The organism is Pseudomonas sp. R1-18 (assembly GCF_051132095.1).
Taxonomy (GTDB): Bacteria; Pseudomonadota; Gammaproteobacteria; order Pseudomonadales; family Pseudomonadaceae; genus Aquipseudomonas.
The window spans coordinates 1,393,677-1,410,584 of sequence record NZ_CP071658.1; the positions used below are offsets into that span (position 1 = coordinate 1,393,677).

Genomic DNA, 16,908 nt, shown 5'->3' on the forward strand with positions numbered 1-16,908 from the left:
TCTTGAGTGACGACGAGTGAGCGTTTAATCAGGTCGTCTTCGTGGTTTGGGGGGGAGGAATCCTGTGATTTCCAAGAGCATCATTTTCTCTAGACCTCCACCCCAATGAACAACCGCAGATGCTCCGGGAGGGGCTGGCCTATGAGCTCCGATAGGGTTCTTGCCTGCTCAGGTTGTAGGAGCGCGCTTGCCCGCGACACATACGACGCGTTGTGTCAGGCGCTCCGCGTAAGGCTGCTCGCGGGCAAGCGCGCTCCTACCGGCCGAAATAGAGCTCTATCTGAAAAGCCCGATGCTGTAGACCAGGTCGTCTCTGACTACATCCCCAAGCGCCTTTATTACAACGCCAGCTTGATCCTTTGTAAGGTCGGTCTCGCCGGGAGGAACGTCTCTCAGTTCCGCCCAATCCATTGCGGCGAGCACTTGTCTCTCCAGCTCATGCGGCACGGTTCTTTCGTAATGAAGCGAGTTGTCAGGATTAGGCTCGGGATAAAAACCGCTGACTATGATCACCATAGTCGCTGCTTCCTGTTTGCAGGTTTGGGTAGAGCGTCGTCGCTTGCCGCTTACGACACAGTCCGCCAGCGAGCTTGGCGGCAGGCGGCTCTTCGGTCAATTCGAGTCGGTAACCTGAAGTTTCGCGCTATAGAGGGCAATGCCTTGTCGGGAACTGCGTCTCCTGGGTGAGTACAGTCCCCTTAGCCAAACCGGTAAATATCCATTCCCAGCGCGCCCAAAGTGAAGCCCTGATGTTCGATCGCAAAGTCGCCGCCGGCGCCTCGGGCAAAGTACAGGGGTAACAGGTGCTCATCGCTTGGGTGATTGCGCTCCGCATCGGGGGCGAGGCGGCGGTATTCGTGCAGGGCAGGGGTGTCGTTGGTTTGCAGCTTTTCGATCATCCAGTCGCGGAATGTTCTTGCCCAGGGCTCGACGCGCTCGGGGCCGGCATGCCAGTCCAGTTCGCGCAGATTGTGGGTGATGCTGCCGGAACCGATGATCAGCACGCCCTGATCGCGCAACACGGCGAGCGTCTGGCCGACGCGGGTCTGAAATGCCGGGCCCTGGTGGCTGGGCAGCGAGACTTGAACGACGGGTATGTCAGCCTGCGGATACATCAGTGACAGCGGCACCCACACGCCATGGTCGAACGGGCGTTTGCTGTCGATGCGCGCGGGTAGGTCACTGGCTGCCAGCAGCTCGGCCACCTCCCGGCTCAGGTCCGGGTTGCCGGGCGCGGGGTATTGCACGGCAAACAGCTCGGCAGGAAAACCACCGAAGTCATGCCAAGTTCCCGGTTGTGGGTTGCCGTTGACCAACAGCTCTTTGGTTTCCCAATGTGCGGAGACAATCACGATAGCGCGAGGCGTGGGCAGTTCGCTGGCCAGACGGCGCAGTGCCGCGCCGCTTTCACCCGGCTCCAGTGCCAGCATGGGCGAGCCATGAGAGATAAAGAGGCTGGGCAGCATGGGATGCTCCTGAGGTTAAGATGGCTCATCTTCAGCCAGATCATCGATCTGAATCTAATATAAGTTTTCACGGTTTTTGATCGAATTTTCAGGAGGTTTCATGCAGGCGGAGTTCTGGCAACAACGTTGGGAAGCGGGGCAGATAGGATTCAATCAGGCGACGCCCAACACTTTTCTGCAACGGTTCTGGCCCGCCCTGGGCCTGGCCGAGGGCGCTCGGGTGCTGGTGCCCTTGTGTGGCAAGAGTCTGGACATGACTTGGCTAGCGGCGCAGGGGCTCTCCGTGGTGGGCGTGGAGCTGTCGGAAAAGGCCGTGGAAAATTACTTCGCTGAGCTTTCGCTGGAGCCAGGAGTTGCCCAGCGTGGCAGCTTCAAGGTGTACAGCGCTGAGAGTGTCGAGATCTGGTGCGGTGATTTCTTCGCGCTGACGGCTGAGGATATTGGCCGATGCGACGCTCTGTACGACAGGGCAGCACTGATCGCACTGCCTGAAGCGATGCGCGAACGTTATGTGCTCCACCTCGACTCGCTGATGCCCGCGGACACCGTCGGCTTGCTGATTACGCTGGATTACGAACAGGAATTGATGGACGGCCCGCCGTTCTCCGTGCCGCCGCAATGGGTGAACCAGTATTTGTCACAGGGGTGGGAGGTCAGGGAGCTGGCCGCGGAAGACGCGTTGCCAGGCACCCCCAGGGCGCAGGCGATGGGATTGACCCGGGTGGATGAACGAGTTTATCGCCTGACGCGCAAGGGTCCTGTCTGTAACTGATCTGTAGGAGCGCGCTTGCCCGCGACATCGATAGTTTCAACGACAGAAGGGCATCGTCAGAAACTCAGTGTCGCGGGCAAGCCTGGTCTTGCAAAGGGCATCAGCCGCGGTTGCGCAGCGCCTCGATACGTACTTCCAGCGGCGGATGGCTCATGAACAGCCCGGCAAGGCCGTGCTTCAGACCACCGTTAATGCCGAACGCCTTGAGGCTGTCGGGCGTCTGGATGGGCAGTGCCTGCTCGGAACGCAGGCGTTGCAGTGCGCCGATCATTGCGTTGGTGCCCGCCAGGCGCGCGCCGGCTTCGTCAGCCCGGAATTCGCGCTTGCGGGAGAACCACATCACGATGGCGCTGGCCAGGAAGCCCAATACCAGTTCGGCAAAGATGGTCGTGATGTAGTAAGCGACACCCTGACCGTTCTCTGTCTTGAAGATCACCTTGTCGACGAAATTGCCGATGATCCGCGCAAAGAACATCACGAAGGTGTTCACCACGCCTTGAATCAACGCCAGTGTCACCATGTCGCCATTGGCGACGTGGCCGATCTCGTGAGCCAGCACCGCCTTGACTTCATCGGGCGAGAAACGCTCCAGCAGACCCTGGCTTACTGCAACCAGTGCATCGTTCTTGTTCCAGCCGGTGGCGAAAGCGTTGGCCTCGTAGGCCGGGAAGATACCGACTTCCGGCATCTTGATGCCCGCTTCGCGAGACAGCTGTTCAACGGTCTGCAGCAACCACTGTTCATGGCGGGTGCGTGGCTGGGTGATGATCTGGGTACCGGTGCTCATCTTCGCCATCCACTTGGAGATGAACAGCGAAAACAGCGAACCCGCGAAACCGAACACGGCGCAGAAAACCAGCAGCTGATTGAGGTTGAGATCAACCCCATTGGCCGCCATGAACCCATTGAAGCCAAAAAGGCTCAGGGTAATGCTGGCAATCAGCACGACCGCAAGGTTAGTGGCCAAAAACAGCAAAATGCGCATCATGGTCGAATCGTTCTCCTCAGGGGTAAATATGTAACTGGATGCGGGGTATATAAGGTGCTGCCCGCCGCTATTCAACCGGGGGACTATTTCAAACTATGTCGCTTGCTCGCCTGTGATCGTAAACCGCGTCAGCTGAACGCCACCTGAGCCAGCGCAGCGTTCGTTTCCTCATGTTATGGCTTGCTCCGGCGAGACCGGCAGGGCCCGAAAATAAAAGGCCCCGAACATGTCGGGGCCGCAGACCAGGGTGCCGGGTGGCGCTGGATTACTGGCGATAACCTTTGACGAAATTGCCGATGCGGCCGATGGCCTGTTCCAGATCGTCGACGCGCGGCAGGGTCACGACGCGGAAATGGTCCGGCCACGGCCAGTTGAACGCCGTGCCTTGCACGACCAGCAGTTTCTCGGACAGCAGCAGATCCAGAACGAATTTTTCGTCGTTGTGGATCGGGCAGATCTTCGGATCGATTCGCGGGAACGCGTAAAGCGCGCCCATTGGCTTGACGCAGCTGACGCCCGGAATGTCATTGAGCAATTCCCAGGTCCGGTTGCGCTGTTCCAGCAGGCGACCCTGCGGCAGAACCAGATCGTTGATGCTCTGGTAACCGCCCAATGCAGTCTGGATCGCGTGCTGGCTAGGCACGTTGGCGCACAGACGCATGTTGGCCAGGATGTCGATGCCTTCGATGTAGCTCTGGGCGTTGTGCTTGGGCCCGGAGATGGCGACCCAGCCGGAGCGGAAGCCCGCGACCCGGTAGGATTTGGACAGGCCGTTGAAAGTCAGGCAGAGCAGGTCCGGTGCGAGCGACGCGGTACTGATATGCACGGCTTCGTCATAGAGGATCTTGTCGTAGATCTCGTCGGAGAACACCACCAGATTGTGCTGGCGAGCCAGCTCCAGCATGCCCAGCAGCACTTCCTTGGAGTACACCGCGCCGGTCGGGTTGTTGGGGTTGATGATGACCATCGCCTTGGTGTTTGGCGTGATCTTGGCTTTGATGTCCTGCAGATCCGGCCACCAGTTGGCCTGCTCGTCGCACAGGTAATGCACCGGGTTGCCGCCCGCCAGGCTCACTGCTGCAGTCCACAATGGATAATCGGGTGCCGGGATCAGTACTTCGTCGCCATTGTTGAGCAGCGCCTGCATCGACATCACAATCAGCTCGGAAACACCGTTGCCCAGGTAGATGTCTTCGATGCCGATACCGTCGACTTGCTTGTGCTGGTAGTACTGCATCACAGCCTTGCGCGCGCTGAACAGACCTTTGGAATCGCTGTAGCCCTGAGCGGTGGGCAGGTTGCGGATCACGTCCTGCAGGATCTCGTCCGGCGCCTCGAAACCAAACGGCGCCGGGTTGCCGATGTTCAGCTTGAGGATGCGATGGCCTTCCTCTTCCAGGCGTTTGGCGTGCTTGAGCACTGGCCCGCGAATGTCATAGCAGACGTTTGCGAGCTTGTTCGATTTGCTGAACTGCATGGTGATTGATCCCGAAGATGGACGAGCTGTTGCTGGCTTGCAATGAAGGTCGCAGCGCTTAACGCCAGGAAAATGGGTTTGTGTGCGACTGACGCGGGTGCCAGACTGGTGCCTGACAAAGGCGCAATCATACGTGCCACCTGTTCTGTGGAAAAGACACAGATCAGCCTTTTTAAAATCCGGAGGTGTACCTGTGGACAAGTTGCACAAGACGCTCGAAGAGTGGAAGCAGATGCTCGACCCAGAGCAATACAACGTCTGTCGGCTGAAGGCGACCGAACGTCCTTTCACCGGCGAGTACAACACCACCAAAACGCCAGGCGTCTACCATTGCGTATGCTGTGACGAACCGTTGTTCGATTCAGAGACCAAGTTCGATTCGGGTTGCGGCTGGCCCAGCTTCTATGCGCCCATCGAAGGCAGCGCGGTGGTCGAAGTGCGCGACGTCAGTCACGGCATGATCCGCACCGAAGTGGTGTGCGCCCGGTGCGACGCCCACCTGGGGCATGTCTTTCCGGACGGTCCCAGGCCGACCGGCCTGCGGTACTGCATCAATTCGGTGTGCCTGAACCTGGTCCCTCGCGACGCGGCCTGACGTCATCGTTCACTTCTTCGAGATTGCTGCCATGAGCGACAACCTGCTGGGTATTGCCTGTACCACCATAAAAGGTGAGCAGAAAACGCTGGCCGACTACGCCGGCAAGGCCTTGCTGGTGGTGAATACCGCCAGCAAGTGCGGGTTCACGCCTCAGTACAAAGGGCTGGAAGAACTCTGGCAGTCCTACAAGGATCGTGGCCTGGTGGTGCTGGGGTTTCCCTGTAACCAGTTTGGCAAGCAGGAGCCGGGTAGCGAGGGCAGCATCGCCGAGTTCTGTGAACTGAACTATGGCGTGTCATTCCCGCTGTTCAAGAAGATCGACGTCAACGGCAGTGATGCACACCCGCTGTTCGTGCAGCTCAAAAAGCAGGCTCCCGGCCTGCTGGGTTCGGAGCGGATCAAGTGGAATTTCACCAAGTTCCTGATCGGCAGGGATGGCGCGCTGGTCAAGCGGTTTTCGCCCTTGACCAAGCCGCAGGAGCTCAACGGCGAGATCGAGGCCCTGCTGGGTTGACGGCCGGGCAACCACTCAGCTTTCCTGAGTGACCGGAATCCACTGGTCAAGCACTCCCATCAACTCGGCGAGCCGGAACGGTTTGGCCAGATAATCGCTCATGCCTGCCGCCCGACAGCGTTCGCGCTCCTCCGGCATGGCGTTGGCGGTCAGCGCGACGATGGGCAGATGCGGCCAGCGTCCACTGCTGCGGATCTGGCGGCTGGCTTCGTAGCCATCCATCACTGGCATGTTGCAATCCATCAATACCAGTTCGAAATGACCGCGCTCCAGTTGCTCAAGGGCTTCGCCGCCATGGCTGCTGATGGTGACGTCGCAACCCAGCTTGCTGAGCATGCCTTTGGCGACCAGCTGGTTGACCGGGTTGTCTTCCACCAGCAGGATGCGCGCCGGTCGCTGCCCGCCGAGGTCTTCGTATTCCAGTGGGGTAGCGCCCGGATCTTCCTGATGCAGCGTACGGCGCAAGGTCTGATACAACGCGCTACGCGCCAGCGGCCGGGCCTGTTGTTGAAGCGGAGCAAGGGCGCTGACCTGTTCGCCCGGCATGAAGTTGCCATAGGCAGTGACCAGCAGGATCGGTACCGGCGTAGCGGGGCGGATGCCGAACAGGCATTCCGGGCAATCAGTGATCACCAGATCGGCGTCTGCGCCCGCGCCGAGCGTGATGATCTTCTCATCAGTGCCCAGTCGCTTGAAGGTGATACCCCAGGCCGGAAGCAGGCTGCCCAACAATTCCACCAGACCGCTGCCGGCAGTGCTGACGACAGTGACCCGGCCCTTGAGCGCGCCGGGAATAATCGCCGGCACATGCACCGGCAGTGGCAGCTCGGCGGTGAACGAACTGCCGAAACCCGATTGCGACTGGATGCTGAGCCGGCCATTCATGGCTTCACACAGGTTATGGGTCAGCGCCAGGCCCAGGCCCGTGCCGCCGAACTGGCGGGTGATGCCTGCTTCGGCCTGGGTAAACGGCTGGAATATCTTTGCCTGGGCATCCTGAGCAATGCCGATACCGGTGTCGCGCACTTCGATCCTGATCCGGCTCTCGCGGGTCTGGGTATCGCGAAAGCTGCTCAGACGCACGTCCACCCGCCCGAAGCGCGTGAACTTCAGGGCGTTGGATAACAGGTTGCTGACGATCTGCCGAACCCTGGTCGGGTCGCCGATGACCATCGCGGGGAAATCCGGCGGGATCAGGCAGGTCAGCTCCACGCTGGGCGCGGCGTTCTGGGACAAGAGGTTGGCGGTGTCCTCGACCAGCGTGCCCAGATCGAACGGAATGCGCTCGATTTCCAGATGCCCTGCGTTGAATTTCGAAAGGTCGAGGATATCGTTGAGCAGCTCGACCAGAACCTTGCCCGAATCGTGAGCGATCATCAGCTGTTGACGCTGTTCGGCACTGAGCGGGCCGTCCAGCGACAAAGCGAGCATGCCCAGCAGGCCATTGAGCGGCGTCCGGATTTCGTGGCTCATGTTGGCCAGAAAGGCCGAGCGTGCCTGGGCCATGTCCAGCGCGGTGCTGCGCGCCAGCTGCAACTCTTCGTTGGACTGGCTGAGCCGCTGGTTGCTGGCCTTGAGCTCATTGGTGCGCGCCGAAACAATGTTTTCCAGTTGGCTCAGGTGCTCGGTGAGCCGATTTTCGGCCTCCAGGCGGCGGGAGAATTCGGAGGACATGGATTCGATCTGCCGGTTGAACGCTTCGACCAGCACACCGATTTCATCCTGCTCGTGATTGGGCGGGCAGGTGATCCTTTCCGAATCCGGGCGGCGCGGGTCATGGCGGGTCAGGTCGCGTATCACACCAACCAGCGGCTTGGTCAGAGTGGTGTAGAACAGGATGGTAAGAATGCCGGCGAGAGCGAGACTGCGGACAAAACCATTGAGCAGGGTGATTTCCGCGCGCTGCAGGAAATGGCTGCCGAAGGCGAAGGTGTCGACCTCCAGATACAGCGTGCCGATGGTTTCGCTGGGTAAGTTATCGAGATGCAGAGCCTCCTGAAAGCGACGGCTTTCACCAAACAACCAGTCGCTGAGCATGCGATAACGCCCGTTCGCCGAAGCGCGTTCGACGCTGGAAAGCACCACATTGTTGTTGTCGGTCAGACGCGCGCCGATCACGGCGGGGGAGCGCAGCAGCCCCAGGGTCAGTTCCTGAGCCAGTTCGGCATCGATGTTGTAGGCGATGCGTGCGGCGGGATTGTGGGTGATTTCCAGCAGGGAGTTAATTTCACGATCGATCGAGGCATCTTCGCTGGCATAATCGAGGGCGATCTGTAGCAGGCTAAGCAAAGTTCCCAGAACGAAGCCGATGGAAACAGCCAGTCGCGCCTGCTTGAACGACAGCCGGTTGGTGAGCGATATGTCCATGAATGCCTACTGCCATGTCGATTGCCCGATGCCGGCAAGCATAGCCGATCGTGCCTTACGATTTACCAGCTAAATAAGAGGAGAGACCGTGGATTCTCGCTTGAACGCTTTTTTGCAGCGAGCCGACGCCGTGCTGGCCCGCCTGGAACCATTGCTTCCGGCGCTGCGCGAGCCGGTGGACTGGTCGCATGCGCTGGCCGCGCGCTGGGTGCGTGAAGGGCGCAGCGGTTATCTGCTGCCGCTGGATGTCAGCCTCGACATGCGCCTGAGCGACCTGATCGGCGTCGATATGCAGCGCGATCAGTTGGGCCGCAACACACGCCAGTTTCTTGATGGCCTGCCCGCCAACCATGCGCTGCTGTGGGGCTCGCGCGGCACCGGCAAGTCTTCTCTGGTTCGCGCGCTGCTCGCCGAATATGCAGACGCCGGTCTGCGCCTGATCGAAATCGAGCGTGACCATCTGGGCGACCTGCCTCGGGTGGTCGAGCAACTTCAGAAACTGCCGCAGCGTTTCGTGCTGTTCTGCGATGACCTGTCCTTCGAGTCGGGGGAAGGCGATTACCGCGTGCTCAAAAGTGTGCTCGATGGTTCGCTGGAACAGGCTCCAGACAATGTGTTGCTGTACGCCACCTCGAACCGTCGCCATCTGGTGCCGGAAAAGGAAAGCGACAACGCCAACTGGCAGAACGTCGACGGCGAGCTGCACCCAAGCGAAGCGGTCGAGGACAAGATTGCGTTGTCCGACCGTTTTGGGCTCTGGCTGTCGTTCTATCCCTTCACCCAGGACCACTACCTGAACGTGGTGGAACACTGGATCACGCAGCTGGCGACAAAGGCCGGGCTCGGTTGGCAACGCGACGAAGAGCTGGAAAAGGCCGCGGTGCGCTGGGCCACCGGTCGCGGCAATCGCAACGGTCGCTGTGCTTATCAATTTGCCCGTTATTGGGTAGGTCTCAAACTGCTGGAGCAACACCCATGATCGATCTGCAACAGGCTGGTTCCGGACTGGACGGCTACTCGCTGCTGGCGGCACAACTCGAAGCGTTGCTGGCTGACGAGCGCGATTTCATCGCCAATGCCGCGCAGTTTTCGGCGTTTCTTTACACGCAGCTGGACGACCTCAACTGGGCTGGCTTCTACCTCAACCGTAACGAAGAGCTGGTGCTCGGGCCGTTCCAAGGCCAGATCGCCTGTGTGCGGATTCCGTTCGGGCGGGGCGTATGCGGTACGGCGGCACAGAGCCGCGAAACCCAGCGCGTGGAAGATGTGCACGCGTTTCCCGGACACATCGCCTGCGACAGCGCATCCAACAGCGAGCTGGTCGTGCCGCTGGTCAAGGATGGACGTCTGATTGGCGTGCTGGACCTGGACAGTCCGAAGCTTGGGCGTTTTGCGGAGGTGGATCAGGCGGGGATCGAGCGTCTGGCGCAGATCTTTCTGGCGGCTACCGACTGTTGAGCCGGTGAGTCCGCCGCTGCGCAGGGCTTGCCTGGCGCAGCGGCGGGGCGGGTCATCAGTCGTAGATGACCTTCTTCTTCCATTCCGATTCGCTGTTGTCCGCCTTCAGACCTTCGGTCAGGGCGTTGTCGTCGTCATCGCTTGGCGCGATGTTGGTCAGGACCATCGAGTTGGCGCGAGCCAGCTGTTTTTCCATGGCCAGAAGCTGCTGCTGATAGGTGACCGGATCGGGCTGGTTACGCAGATAGTGCACGCCGCGCTCGAATGCCAGACGCGCCTGCCCGGGTTGTTCTTGAGCCAGCGCCATCTGGCCCAGGTTGTTGAAGAACTCGATGTGCAGCGAAACGAGGATGGTGCGGATCTCGCGGATCCAGTGCTTGGCTTCGCTGGTCTGCAGAAAGCCGTCGTGCGCGGCGCGTGTCACCTGGCCGTGCAGTGCTTCAAGCAGAAAGCGTACATCCTTGGCCTTGGCCTCGGTCTGGATCGGCGTTTCCGGGTTGGTGACCTGAATGCGGTCTCCTTGCGCGACCAGCTCTTCCAGCTCGGCGATACGTTGCTTGAGCTGGGCGTTGGTCTTATCCAGCGCGAGCATGCGCTGCACCACATTCAGCTCCAGGCGGGTCAGTAGCAGCTTGAGCGCTGGCGACATGAGCTGGCCGGGGAAGGTTTCGTTGATCTCGGCGCAGCGACGCAACCGGTCGCTCAGTTCAACCTTGGTACGTGCTTTGTCGAGTTTGCTGTTTTCAGCGACGTGATTGAGGTAACCGATCGCGATTAGCAGCGCAATGCCGGCTACTACCATCAGCGTGATCATGAGTGGTGTCACTGCGCAAACCTCGTTTATTCAAGACAATTCACGCGAGTGTAGTGGCTAAGCACTACTGCGCATAGATGTTCTCGTCGGACTTGGCAAAACATTCTTTCCTTAATAGACAACTAGTTGACTGGGAGCCGGCGGTCGGATCGCTTCAGAAGGGTGAAGTCATTGATTTCAATAAATTTTCACAAGGGGGTTGACGACCTTCCAAACCATCCATAGAATGCGCGCCACTTGCAGCGTAAAGCACACAGCGAAGCGCAGCAGGGAGTGAATGTTGTACGTGTGTCCCCTTCGTCTAGTGGCCTAGGACACCGCCCTTTCACGGCGGTAACAGGGGTTCGAGTCCCCTAGGGGACGCCATATTGCGGGAATAGCTCAGTTGGTAGAGCACGACCTTGCCAAGGTCGGGGTCGCGAGTTCGAGTCTCGTTTCCCGCTCCAGTTTTAAGCAGCTTTGCTCCAGGGCGTACCTGAGCAGGGTTGAGTAAAACCAGAACAGCATCCAAGGATGTGGTTCTGGAACTGAAACGCACACACCAATGGTGTTTCAGGCAGTGTCCCCTTCGTCTAGTGGCCTAGGACACCGCCCTTTCACGGCGGTAACAGGGGTTCGAGTCCCCTAGGGGACGCCATTTGCGGGAATAGCTCAGTTGGTAGAGCACGACCTTGCCAAGGTCGGGGTCGCGAGTTCGAGTCTCGTTTCCCGCTCCAATTCATACAAAAACGCCGCTCATTCGAGCGGCGTTTTTGTTTGTGCGCCATTCGCCTGAAGCGACCCAGGGCCTCAGGCGAATGAGGCCTGCGCCTTGTGCGAACTCAGGATGCGAGCATCACCCGGTCGCGACCCGCCTGCTTTCCTTGATACAGCGCCTGATCAGCGCGGTTCAGAGCGTGCTCGAAGCTTTCGTCGCCGCCGATCTGGCTGACCGCGAAAGTGGCAGTGACCTCGACAGGCGGCTGCTCAAGCTGCCCGGCCCATTCCCGAATACGCTGGCGGATTCGCTCCGCCACGGCCTGTGCGTCCTGCGCCGGCGTGTCAGGCATCAGCACCAGAAACTCTTCGCCGCCCCAGCGCGACGCCACATCCGTCGCGCGTACATGACTGCCGATAGCTTCAGCTACGCGTTGCAGAATCACGTCGCCACGCTCATGCCCCAGTCGGTCATTGATCTGTTTGAAGTGATCGATGTCCAGCATGATGATCGAAGCCGTGGACGTGCCGGTCAGTTGATGGACCCTGCGCATCACCCGCCGACGTGTATAGAGATTGGTAAGGCTATCGAGGTTGGCGATATGAAACAGGCCCAGTTGCATGGAGCGGGTGAAGCGAACGGAGAGGGCGGTGCCGTGAAGCAACAGACCGGTCGCAGCCAGGACGTTAACCACACCGAAAATTTCCAGCAGGCCCGGGGCCACCCCGGAATGTGTGCCCATCGCCTTGCGCATTGCGAACATGCCGACCGCCACCATGACAATCGCCAGATTCAGTAATATCCGGCGCCTTGGCGCGTGCTGAAAACTGAAGGCAACAATCGGCACCAGGCAATACAGATAGAAGTGGAAATTGCTGTCCCAGCCCAGTACCCACGTCGCCAGAATCGCATGCAGAATAATCTCCACGCTCATCAGCATGCCGGCAAAGCTCAGATGGCCCCTGCGTATTGCTTTGAGGCAGACGATGTAGGTCACGATGCTCAGCCCGTTGCCGAGAGCAAGCAAGGGTAATTGCAACCCGGCGAACAGCAGGAACAACAGCACATGGATGGCGAAGGCAATCCGTACAACAGGAATGATGTGCTGCCAGAACTGCACGGTCGCTTCGCGCACCAGATGCGCGCGGTCACTGGCCGATAGGGTTTTCATCAAGCGGCCTCGGAAACGGCGCGCAGCGGCGCCGAATACAGCGAAATCAAGGGAAGTTTCATGGTCAGGCTATCGGCCGAAACGGCGCAGCCTTGATGGCAGGGTGAGGGGTAAACCAATGCGCGGGGCGAGATGCAGACCGGGATCGAGGCTACGCACAGTACCACCTCGACCCGGTTTGCCTGATCTGATCCTCCAGTATTTCAGCGGCCTTTAACCACGCAGCGTTGAGTGACCAGCACTTGCTCAAGATGGCCCCCGTTTACCAGGTCAAGCGAAGCCAGCTCCCTTGCCTGTTGCCAGTCCAGTTCGGGGTCCAGCCAATGGATGGCGCTTTCACCGGTGAACGCCAAAAGCTGTAATGGCCCGGCTGCACCGCCCCCGCCCTGGGTCACCAACACCAGACCGTTGCATCCGCTGGGCGGCTCGCTGATTTGTGCCAGCGCAGCGAGAAACATTGGCTGCTTGGAACGCGGCCGCATATAGGTGAATCGGTTACGGCCGGTCGCCGCGTGGTCGACCGCTGCGTCGAACCAGCCGTCGACCGCAACCAGAGCACGACCACTGTTCCTCATCCGCGTGAACACTTTCGAGCGCATGACGATTTCCAGTGGCAGATGGGTCAGAGGCGGGCGCGTGCCCATGCTCCAGATAGGCGACCAGCCCCAGCGAATTTGTCGGGTTTGCAGTTCCCCTTGCAGGTTCATGACAGCAGTCAGGGGATGATTAGGCCGAATGATATGGTTTCGGTTATGCAGGTCCGGGATAAAATTTTCATCCATTTGGCGAGTTGCGTTAGTTGAAAACTCCTCGTTTGGAAAGTTAAGCGGCATCAGTGGCCTGCCGAGGCTGGCAAGATAAGATTGGGCAGAATTGAATTGAGCAATTAATTCACACATTTCGACACCTGGCAGTAGAAGTCATACCGTACTTGGCGCCTATCCAATGACGAAGGTAAGGGCCGATCATAAAACGCGATAAATTCATGAACCTCTTGAATAGCAGGCTTACTCAGAATCGAGTCGTACCTGTTACAGGCGTTCGATATAACGGCAAACTGACCGATGAGCGGGATATTCCCGACTTTACTTTCCGTTAGTCGCCTGACGAACCCTGGTTACCGCGGCGTCAATCGAAGCCGCCTTGCCTCTTGAATTGTTCAGTCGCTTCGATAAGCGCGCTGACGAGACCCGGCTCCGACGGCGAGTGTCCAGCGTCCTCGACGACAACCAGCACGGAGCCCGGCCAGGCCTTGTGCAAGCGGAACGCCGAATTGGGGGTCGCGATCATGTCATGCCCGCCCTGAATGATTTTGCAGGGCAGGTGCTGGATTGCACTGATGTTTTGAATCAGTTGGTCCTCTTCCAGAAAAAGCCGGTTCTTGAAATACCAGGCATCCAGTCGTCCCATACCGATGGTGACCTGATCGTCGGCCGCCTGCTCTTCGACGCCTTCGGGGTTATGCCGCAACAGCGCGCAACTGGCTGTATAGCGCACCCAGCTGCGGGCCGCTTCCATATATACCGCGGGGTCGGCGTCGGTCAGCCGGCGCAGATACGCCTCCAGCACATCGGAGCGCTCCTGCTCTGGAATGTAGTTGACGAAGTCCTCGTGGGCGCGCGGAAAGAAACGCCGCATGCCGTGCATGAACCAGTCAATCTCATCCTCAGTACCCAGAAAAATCCCACGCAGCAGGAAGCCCAGGCAGCGTTGCGGATGCGCTTCCCCGTAGGCCAGTGCCAGCGTGGTTCCCCAGGATCCTCCTGTGATCAGCCAACGGTCGATGCCCAGATGCTCACGCAGCTTTTCGATGTCCTGCACGAGTGCCTGGGTGGTGTTGTCGCGTAACTCGGCAAGCGGCGTCGAGCGCAGTGAACCACGCTGATCGAACAGTACGATGCGGTAATATTCCGGATCCCAGAAACTGCGTTTGGACGGCGGTGCGCCTTCGCCCGGGCCGCCGTGCAGATAAACCACTGGCACACCATCCGGATTGCCATTTTCTTCCCAGTAAAGTTGATGTAAGTCGCTGACCGCTAACATGCCGCTGCGCCGTGGCGCTTCGATAGGGTCAAATAAGCTGTAAGTGATTTCACAGGGAGCGTCCATCTGCGTTTCCTCTTCGCGCCACGGTTGATCAAGAACTAAATACGGCGCGTATAAACGCTCGGAGATAAGGCTGTTAAAGGAGGTTCACGCAACATGCAGAAGGTGCCGACAAACGGTGATGATCGTTACTATTTATTGCTAAAGTAAATACAGGCTGCCGTTGGTCGTGCGAATAGGCTCTTTTTTATTTCTCTCATGTCACTGTCAAATGCTGATGACGAGGAAGTAAGCCATGTCTGCAGAAGCCCAAGAATATGCTGAACTGTTCGACCAGCCTGAATCCGCTTCGGTAGAGGCCGGGCATGTGGATCTCGATTGCCTGATCATCGGTGCAGGCCCTGCGGGGCTGACCACAGCGATCTACCTGAGCCGTTTTCACCGTCACGTATTGGTCGCCGACGGCGGCAATAGCCGCGCCGGCCTCATCCCGGTTTCGCACAACTACCCGGGCTTTCCACCCGGGATATCGGGCGAGAACCTGCTTGCGCGATTGCGCGAACAGGCCGCCGGTTACGGCGCGCGCATCGAATCGGGTCGCGTCGAGGCGCTGCGCAAGGATCGCACAGGGTTCGTGGCGCAGCTCAACGGCCGTGCCATACGGGCGCGGCGAGTGGTACTGGCCACCGGCATGATCGACGCGATGCCGGATATCGAAGGGGCAGCGGACGCCATTGCCCGGCGTATTGTGCGTCTGTGCCCGATCTGCGACGGCTACGAAGTGAACGGCGATAACGTCGCCGTGTATGGCGAGGCGCACTGCGCGATCAGCCACGCCTTGTTCCTGCGCAATTTCACCGACAGAGTGACGGTCTTCGCCCATGGAGACGAACTGGCCTGCGATGACGCCATCGCGGCGGCCAGACATGCAGGGATTCTGATAGTCAATGACCGGATCGAACGCATCGAGGTGAAGGGTGACGCGCAGATCGAACTGACCACCTGCAATGGCAAAAGGTATTGCTTCGACATTTTCTACTCGTCACTTGGTTCGCGCATGAGTTCGGAGCTGGCGGTAGAGCTGGGCGCAGAAGTGGATGAGGAGGGCGCGCTGCTTGTCGATGCGCATAAATGCACCTCTGTCCCGGGCTTGTACGCGGTCGGTGATGTGGTCAATTCGCTGAAGCAGATCAGCGTTGCCACCGGAGACGCGGCGATATGCGCGACCGCTGTACACAACAGCCTTGAGATACGCCTGTGGCAGCGAGCTCGGGATCAGATCGCGGTGTGAGTTCGCCGATCGCATGTTGCTGTACGAATGCGTCTGTTCGCATACGGATCAAGAATGTGCTGACAGAAGAACAGGGAGCCGCATCGAGCGGCCCCCTGAAGTGGTCAGGAAACCTTGATCACCACTTTTCCGAATGCGCCTTTCGCGAGGTGCTCATAGGCCTGTTTCGCCTCTTCGAATGGATAGACCTTATCGATCACCGGGCGGATCTGGTTCTCGTCCAGGAACGCGTTCATCCGGTCAAAAGACGAACGTGGCGCAACGGCGATACCGCGTATGGTCGTCTGGCGGAAGATCAGCGGCATCAGGCCAAGCTCAGTGGTCTGCCCGGTCAGGAAACCGATCTGGGCAATTTTGCCGGCGGCTTTGGTCGCGGCAATCGACTGGTTCAGGCCGTTGCCTCCGGCGACGTCCAGCAGCAGATCCACACCTTCGTTGTTGGTAAGTTTCTGGACTTCTTCTTCCCACTTCGCGTGGGTCCGGTAGTTAACCCCGGCCACTGCGCCAAGTTTCATGGCCGCTTGCAGATTTTCGTCCCGACTCGACGTAACGATAACTCTGGCACCCAGCGCGGTTGCCAACTGCACCGCGAATATCGATACGCCTCCGGTGCCCTGCACCAGCACTGTTTCTCCGGGCTTTATCTGCCCGTAATCGACCAGTGAGTACCACGCCGTAAGCGCAGCGATGGGCAACGTCGAGGCTTCTTCATCCGACATATTATGAGGGGCACGAACGGCGCTCTGTTCGTGGATGATCATGTATTCGGCCAAGCCGCCTGGAAGAGGCGAGCCGAAGCAGTAGTCAGGCTCATGCGGGCCTGGCGCGCCGTCCAGCCAGCGCGAATACAAGTGCGAGTTCACCCGGTCGCCGATCTTGAAACGGGTAACGCCGGCACCGACCGCCACTACCGTTCCCGCTGCGTCACTCACCGGGATCAACGGTTTGGGCACCATGTGCGGTTCGTAGATACCGTCGACGATTGCTTTGTCGCGAAAGTTGAGCGATACCGCCCCTACCTTGATCAGCAGTTCGCCGCTCTTGGGCTCAGGCGTTGCTGTTTCACCAAGCACCAGGTTATCGAGGCCAAAATCTTTCAGAAGCCAGGCTTTCATTTCAGTTATTCCGCAAGAGGCACCAGGGGTCTGGTGAAGTGCGGCCATTGTTCTCTTGGAACCGTCAGTGATAAATGCGCGGTTTCCGACATGACTGTTACTCTTGGCGGCAACAATCGCCATTGTTCGAGAGC

Annotated in this window: 17 protein-coding genes and 4 tRNA genes; 10 read left to right on the forward strand and 11 right to left on the reverse strand. The window is 59.1% G+C overall.

The window, feature by feature from the left end:
* Positions 1-89: 89 nt before the first annotated feature.
* From J3P77_RS06465 to J3P77_RS06475, 3 genes are all read right to left on the reverse strand, one after another.
* A complete protein-coding gene (locus J3P77_RS06465; RefSeq protein ID WP_434680467.1) occupies positions 90-200 on the reverse strand; it encodes a pyocin S6 family toxin immunity protein in 111 nt (36 codons plus the stop codon).
* A 76-nt stretch (positions 201-276) separates the two neighbouring features.
* Positions 277-516 carry a pyocin S6 family toxin immunity protein gene (locus J3P77_RS06470; RefSeq protein WP_434680469.1) on the reverse strand — a complete coding sequence of 80 codons (240 nt, stop codon included), beginning with the start codon at positions 514-516 and terminating at the stop codon, positions 277-279.
* 182 nt (positions 517-698) lie between these two features.
* Entirely contained in the window at positions 699-1,466 is a 768-nt protein-coding gene (locus J3P77_RS06475; protein WP_434680471.1) for a DODA-type extradiol aromatic ring-opening family dioxygenase, read from the reverse strand.
* Positions 1,467-1,566: 100 nt separating this feature from the next.
* On the opposite strand from J3P77_RS06475, the gene J3P77_RS06480 reads away from it, so the two are divergent.
* Positions 1,567-2,238 (forward strand): thiopurine S-methyltransferase, encoded by a 672-nt coding sequence (locus tag J3P77_RS06480; RefSeq protein ID WP_434680473.1) that lies wholly within the window; start codon positions 1,567-1,569, stop codon positions 2,236-2,238.
* A 100-nt stretch (positions 2,239-2,338) separates the two neighbouring features.
* Here J3P77_RS06480 and htpX read toward each other — a convergent pair whose 3' ends face one another.
* Positions 2,339-3,226, reverse strand: a complete 888-nt coding sequence (gene htpX, locus J3P77_RS06485) for a protease HtpX (RefSeq protein ID WP_434680475.1) — start codon at positions 3,224-3,226, stop codon at positions 2,339-2,341.
* Between the two features lie 265 nt (positions 3,227-3,491).
* Positions 3,492-4,703 carry a pyridoxal phosphate-dependent aminotransferase gene (locus tag J3P77_RS06490; protein ID WP_434680477.1) on the reverse strand — a complete coding sequence of 404 codons (1,212 nt, stop codon included), beginning with the start codon at positions 4,701-4,703 and terminating at the stop codon, positions 3,492-3,494.
* Positions 4,704-4,896: 193 nt separating this feature from the next.
* Between J3P77_RS06490 and msrB the strand changes: the two genes are divergently transcribed.
* Positions 4,897-5,298, forward strand: a complete 402-nt coding sequence (gene msrB, locus J3P77_RS06495) for a peptide-methionine (R)-S-oxide reductase MsrB (protein WP_434680479.1) — start codon at positions 4,897-4,899, stop codon at positions 5,296-5,298.
* A gap of 31 nt (positions 5,299-5,329) precedes the next feature.
* Positions 5,330-5,815 carry a glutathione peroxidase gene (locus J3P77_RS06500; RefSeq protein WP_434680481.1) on the forward strand — a complete coding sequence of 162 codons (486 nt, stop codon included), beginning with the start codon at positions 5,330-5,332 and terminating at the stop codon, positions 5,813-5,815.
* Between the two features lie 15 nt (positions 5,816-5,830).
* Here J3P77_RS06500 and J3P77_RS06505 read toward each other — a convergent pair whose 3' ends face one another.
* A complete protein-coding gene (locus tag J3P77_RS06505) occupies positions 5,831-8,182 on the reverse strand; it encodes an ATP-binding protein (RefSeq protein ID WP_434680483.1) in 2,352 nt (783 codons plus the stop codon).
* Positions 8,183-8,270: 88 nt separating this feature from the next.
* Here J3P77_RS06505 and J3P77_RS06510 point away from each other — a divergent pair, with 88 nt between their 5' ends.
* Together J3P77_RS06510 and J3P77_RS06515 are read left to right on the forward strand one after the other, a co-directional pair.
* Positions 8,271-9,161, forward strand: coding sequence for an ATP-binding protein (locus tag J3P77_RS06510; protein WP_434680485.1), 891 nt, complete (start codon positions 8,271-8,273; stop codon positions 9,159-9,161).
* Positions 9,158-9,640 (forward strand): GAF domain-containing protein, encoded by a 483-nt coding sequence (locus J3P77_RS06515; protein WP_434680487.1) that lies wholly within the window; start codon positions 9,158-9,160, stop codon positions 9,638-9,640. The genes J3P77_RS06510 and J3P77_RS06515 overlap by 4 nt, the downstream gene beginning before the upstream one ends.
* Before the next feature lie 55 nt (positions 9,641-9,695).
* Here the strand turns inward: J3P77_RS06515 and J3P77_RS06520 are convergent, their stop codons facing one another.
* Positions 9,696-10,454 (reverse strand): hypothetical protein, encoded by a 759-nt coding sequence (locus J3P77_RS06520; protein WP_434680490.1) that lies wholly within the window; start codon positions 10,452-10,454, stop codon positions 9,696-9,698.
* Positions 10,455-10,744: 290 nt separating this feature from the next.
* Here J3P77_RS06520 and J3P77_RS06525 point away from each other — a divergent pair.
* The 4 genes from J3P77_RS06525 to J3P77_RS06540 all read left to right on the forward strand — a co-directional run bounded on the left by J3P77_RS06525 (position 10,745) and on the right by J3P77_RS06540 (position 11,170).
* Positions 10,745-10,820: transfer RNA gene (locus tag J3P77_RS06525), tRNA-Glu, on the forward strand.
* A gap of 4 nt (positions 10,821-10,824) precedes the next feature.
* Positions 10,825-10,900 (forward strand) — tRNA-Gly (locus J3P77_RS06530).
* 115 nt (positions 10,901-11,015) lie between these two features.
* Positions 11,016-11,091: transfer RNA gene (locus J3P77_RS06535), tRNA-Glu, on the forward strand.
* Positions 11,092-11,094: 3 nt separating this feature from the next.
* A tRNA-Gly gene (locus tag J3P77_RS06540) sits at positions 11,095-11,170 on the forward strand.
* 105 nt (positions 11,171-11,275) lie between these two features.
* Here the strand turns inward: J3P77_RS06540 and J3P77_RS06545 are convergent.
* From J3P77_RS06545 to pip, 3 genes are all read right to left on the reverse strand, one after another.
* Entirely contained in the window at positions 11,276-12,322 is a 1,047-nt protein-coding gene (locus J3P77_RS06545) for a diguanylate cyclase (protein WP_434680493.1), read from the reverse strand.
* 203 nt (positions 12,323-12,525) lie between these two features.
* Positions 12,526-13,221 carry an SOS response-associated peptidase family protein gene (locus J3P77_RS06550; protein WP_434680496.1) on the reverse strand — a complete coding sequence of 232 codons (696 nt, stop codon included), beginning with the start codon at positions 13,219-13,221 and terminating at the stop codon, positions 12,526-12,528.
* Between the two features lie 229 nt (positions 13,222-13,450).
* Positions 13,451-14,431, reverse strand: coding sequence for a prolyl aminopeptidase (gene pip, locus J3P77_RS06555; protein WP_434680498.1), 981 nt, complete (start codon positions 14,429-14,431; stop codon positions 13,451-13,453).
* 232 nt (positions 14,432-14,663) lie between these two features.
* Here pip and J3P77_RS06560 point away from each other — a divergent pair, with 232 nt between their 5' ends.
* Positions 14,664-15,659 (forward strand): NAD(P)/FAD-dependent oxidoreductase, encoded by a 996-nt coding sequence (locus tag J3P77_RS06560; RefSeq protein WP_434680501.1) that lies wholly within the window; start codon positions 14,664-14,666, stop codon positions 15,657-15,659.
* 104 nt (positions 15,660-15,763) lie between these two features.
* On the opposite strand, the gene J3P77_RS06565 is transcribed toward J3P77_RS06560, so the two are convergent.
* On the reverse strand, positions 15,764-16,774 hold the full coding sequence (locus tag J3P77_RS06565) for a zinc-dependent alcohol dehydrogenase family protein (RefSeq protein WP_434680503.1): 1,011 nt from the start codon (positions 16,772-16,774) through the stop codon (positions 15,764-15,766).
* Positions 16,775-16,908: the final 134 nt, after the last annotated feature.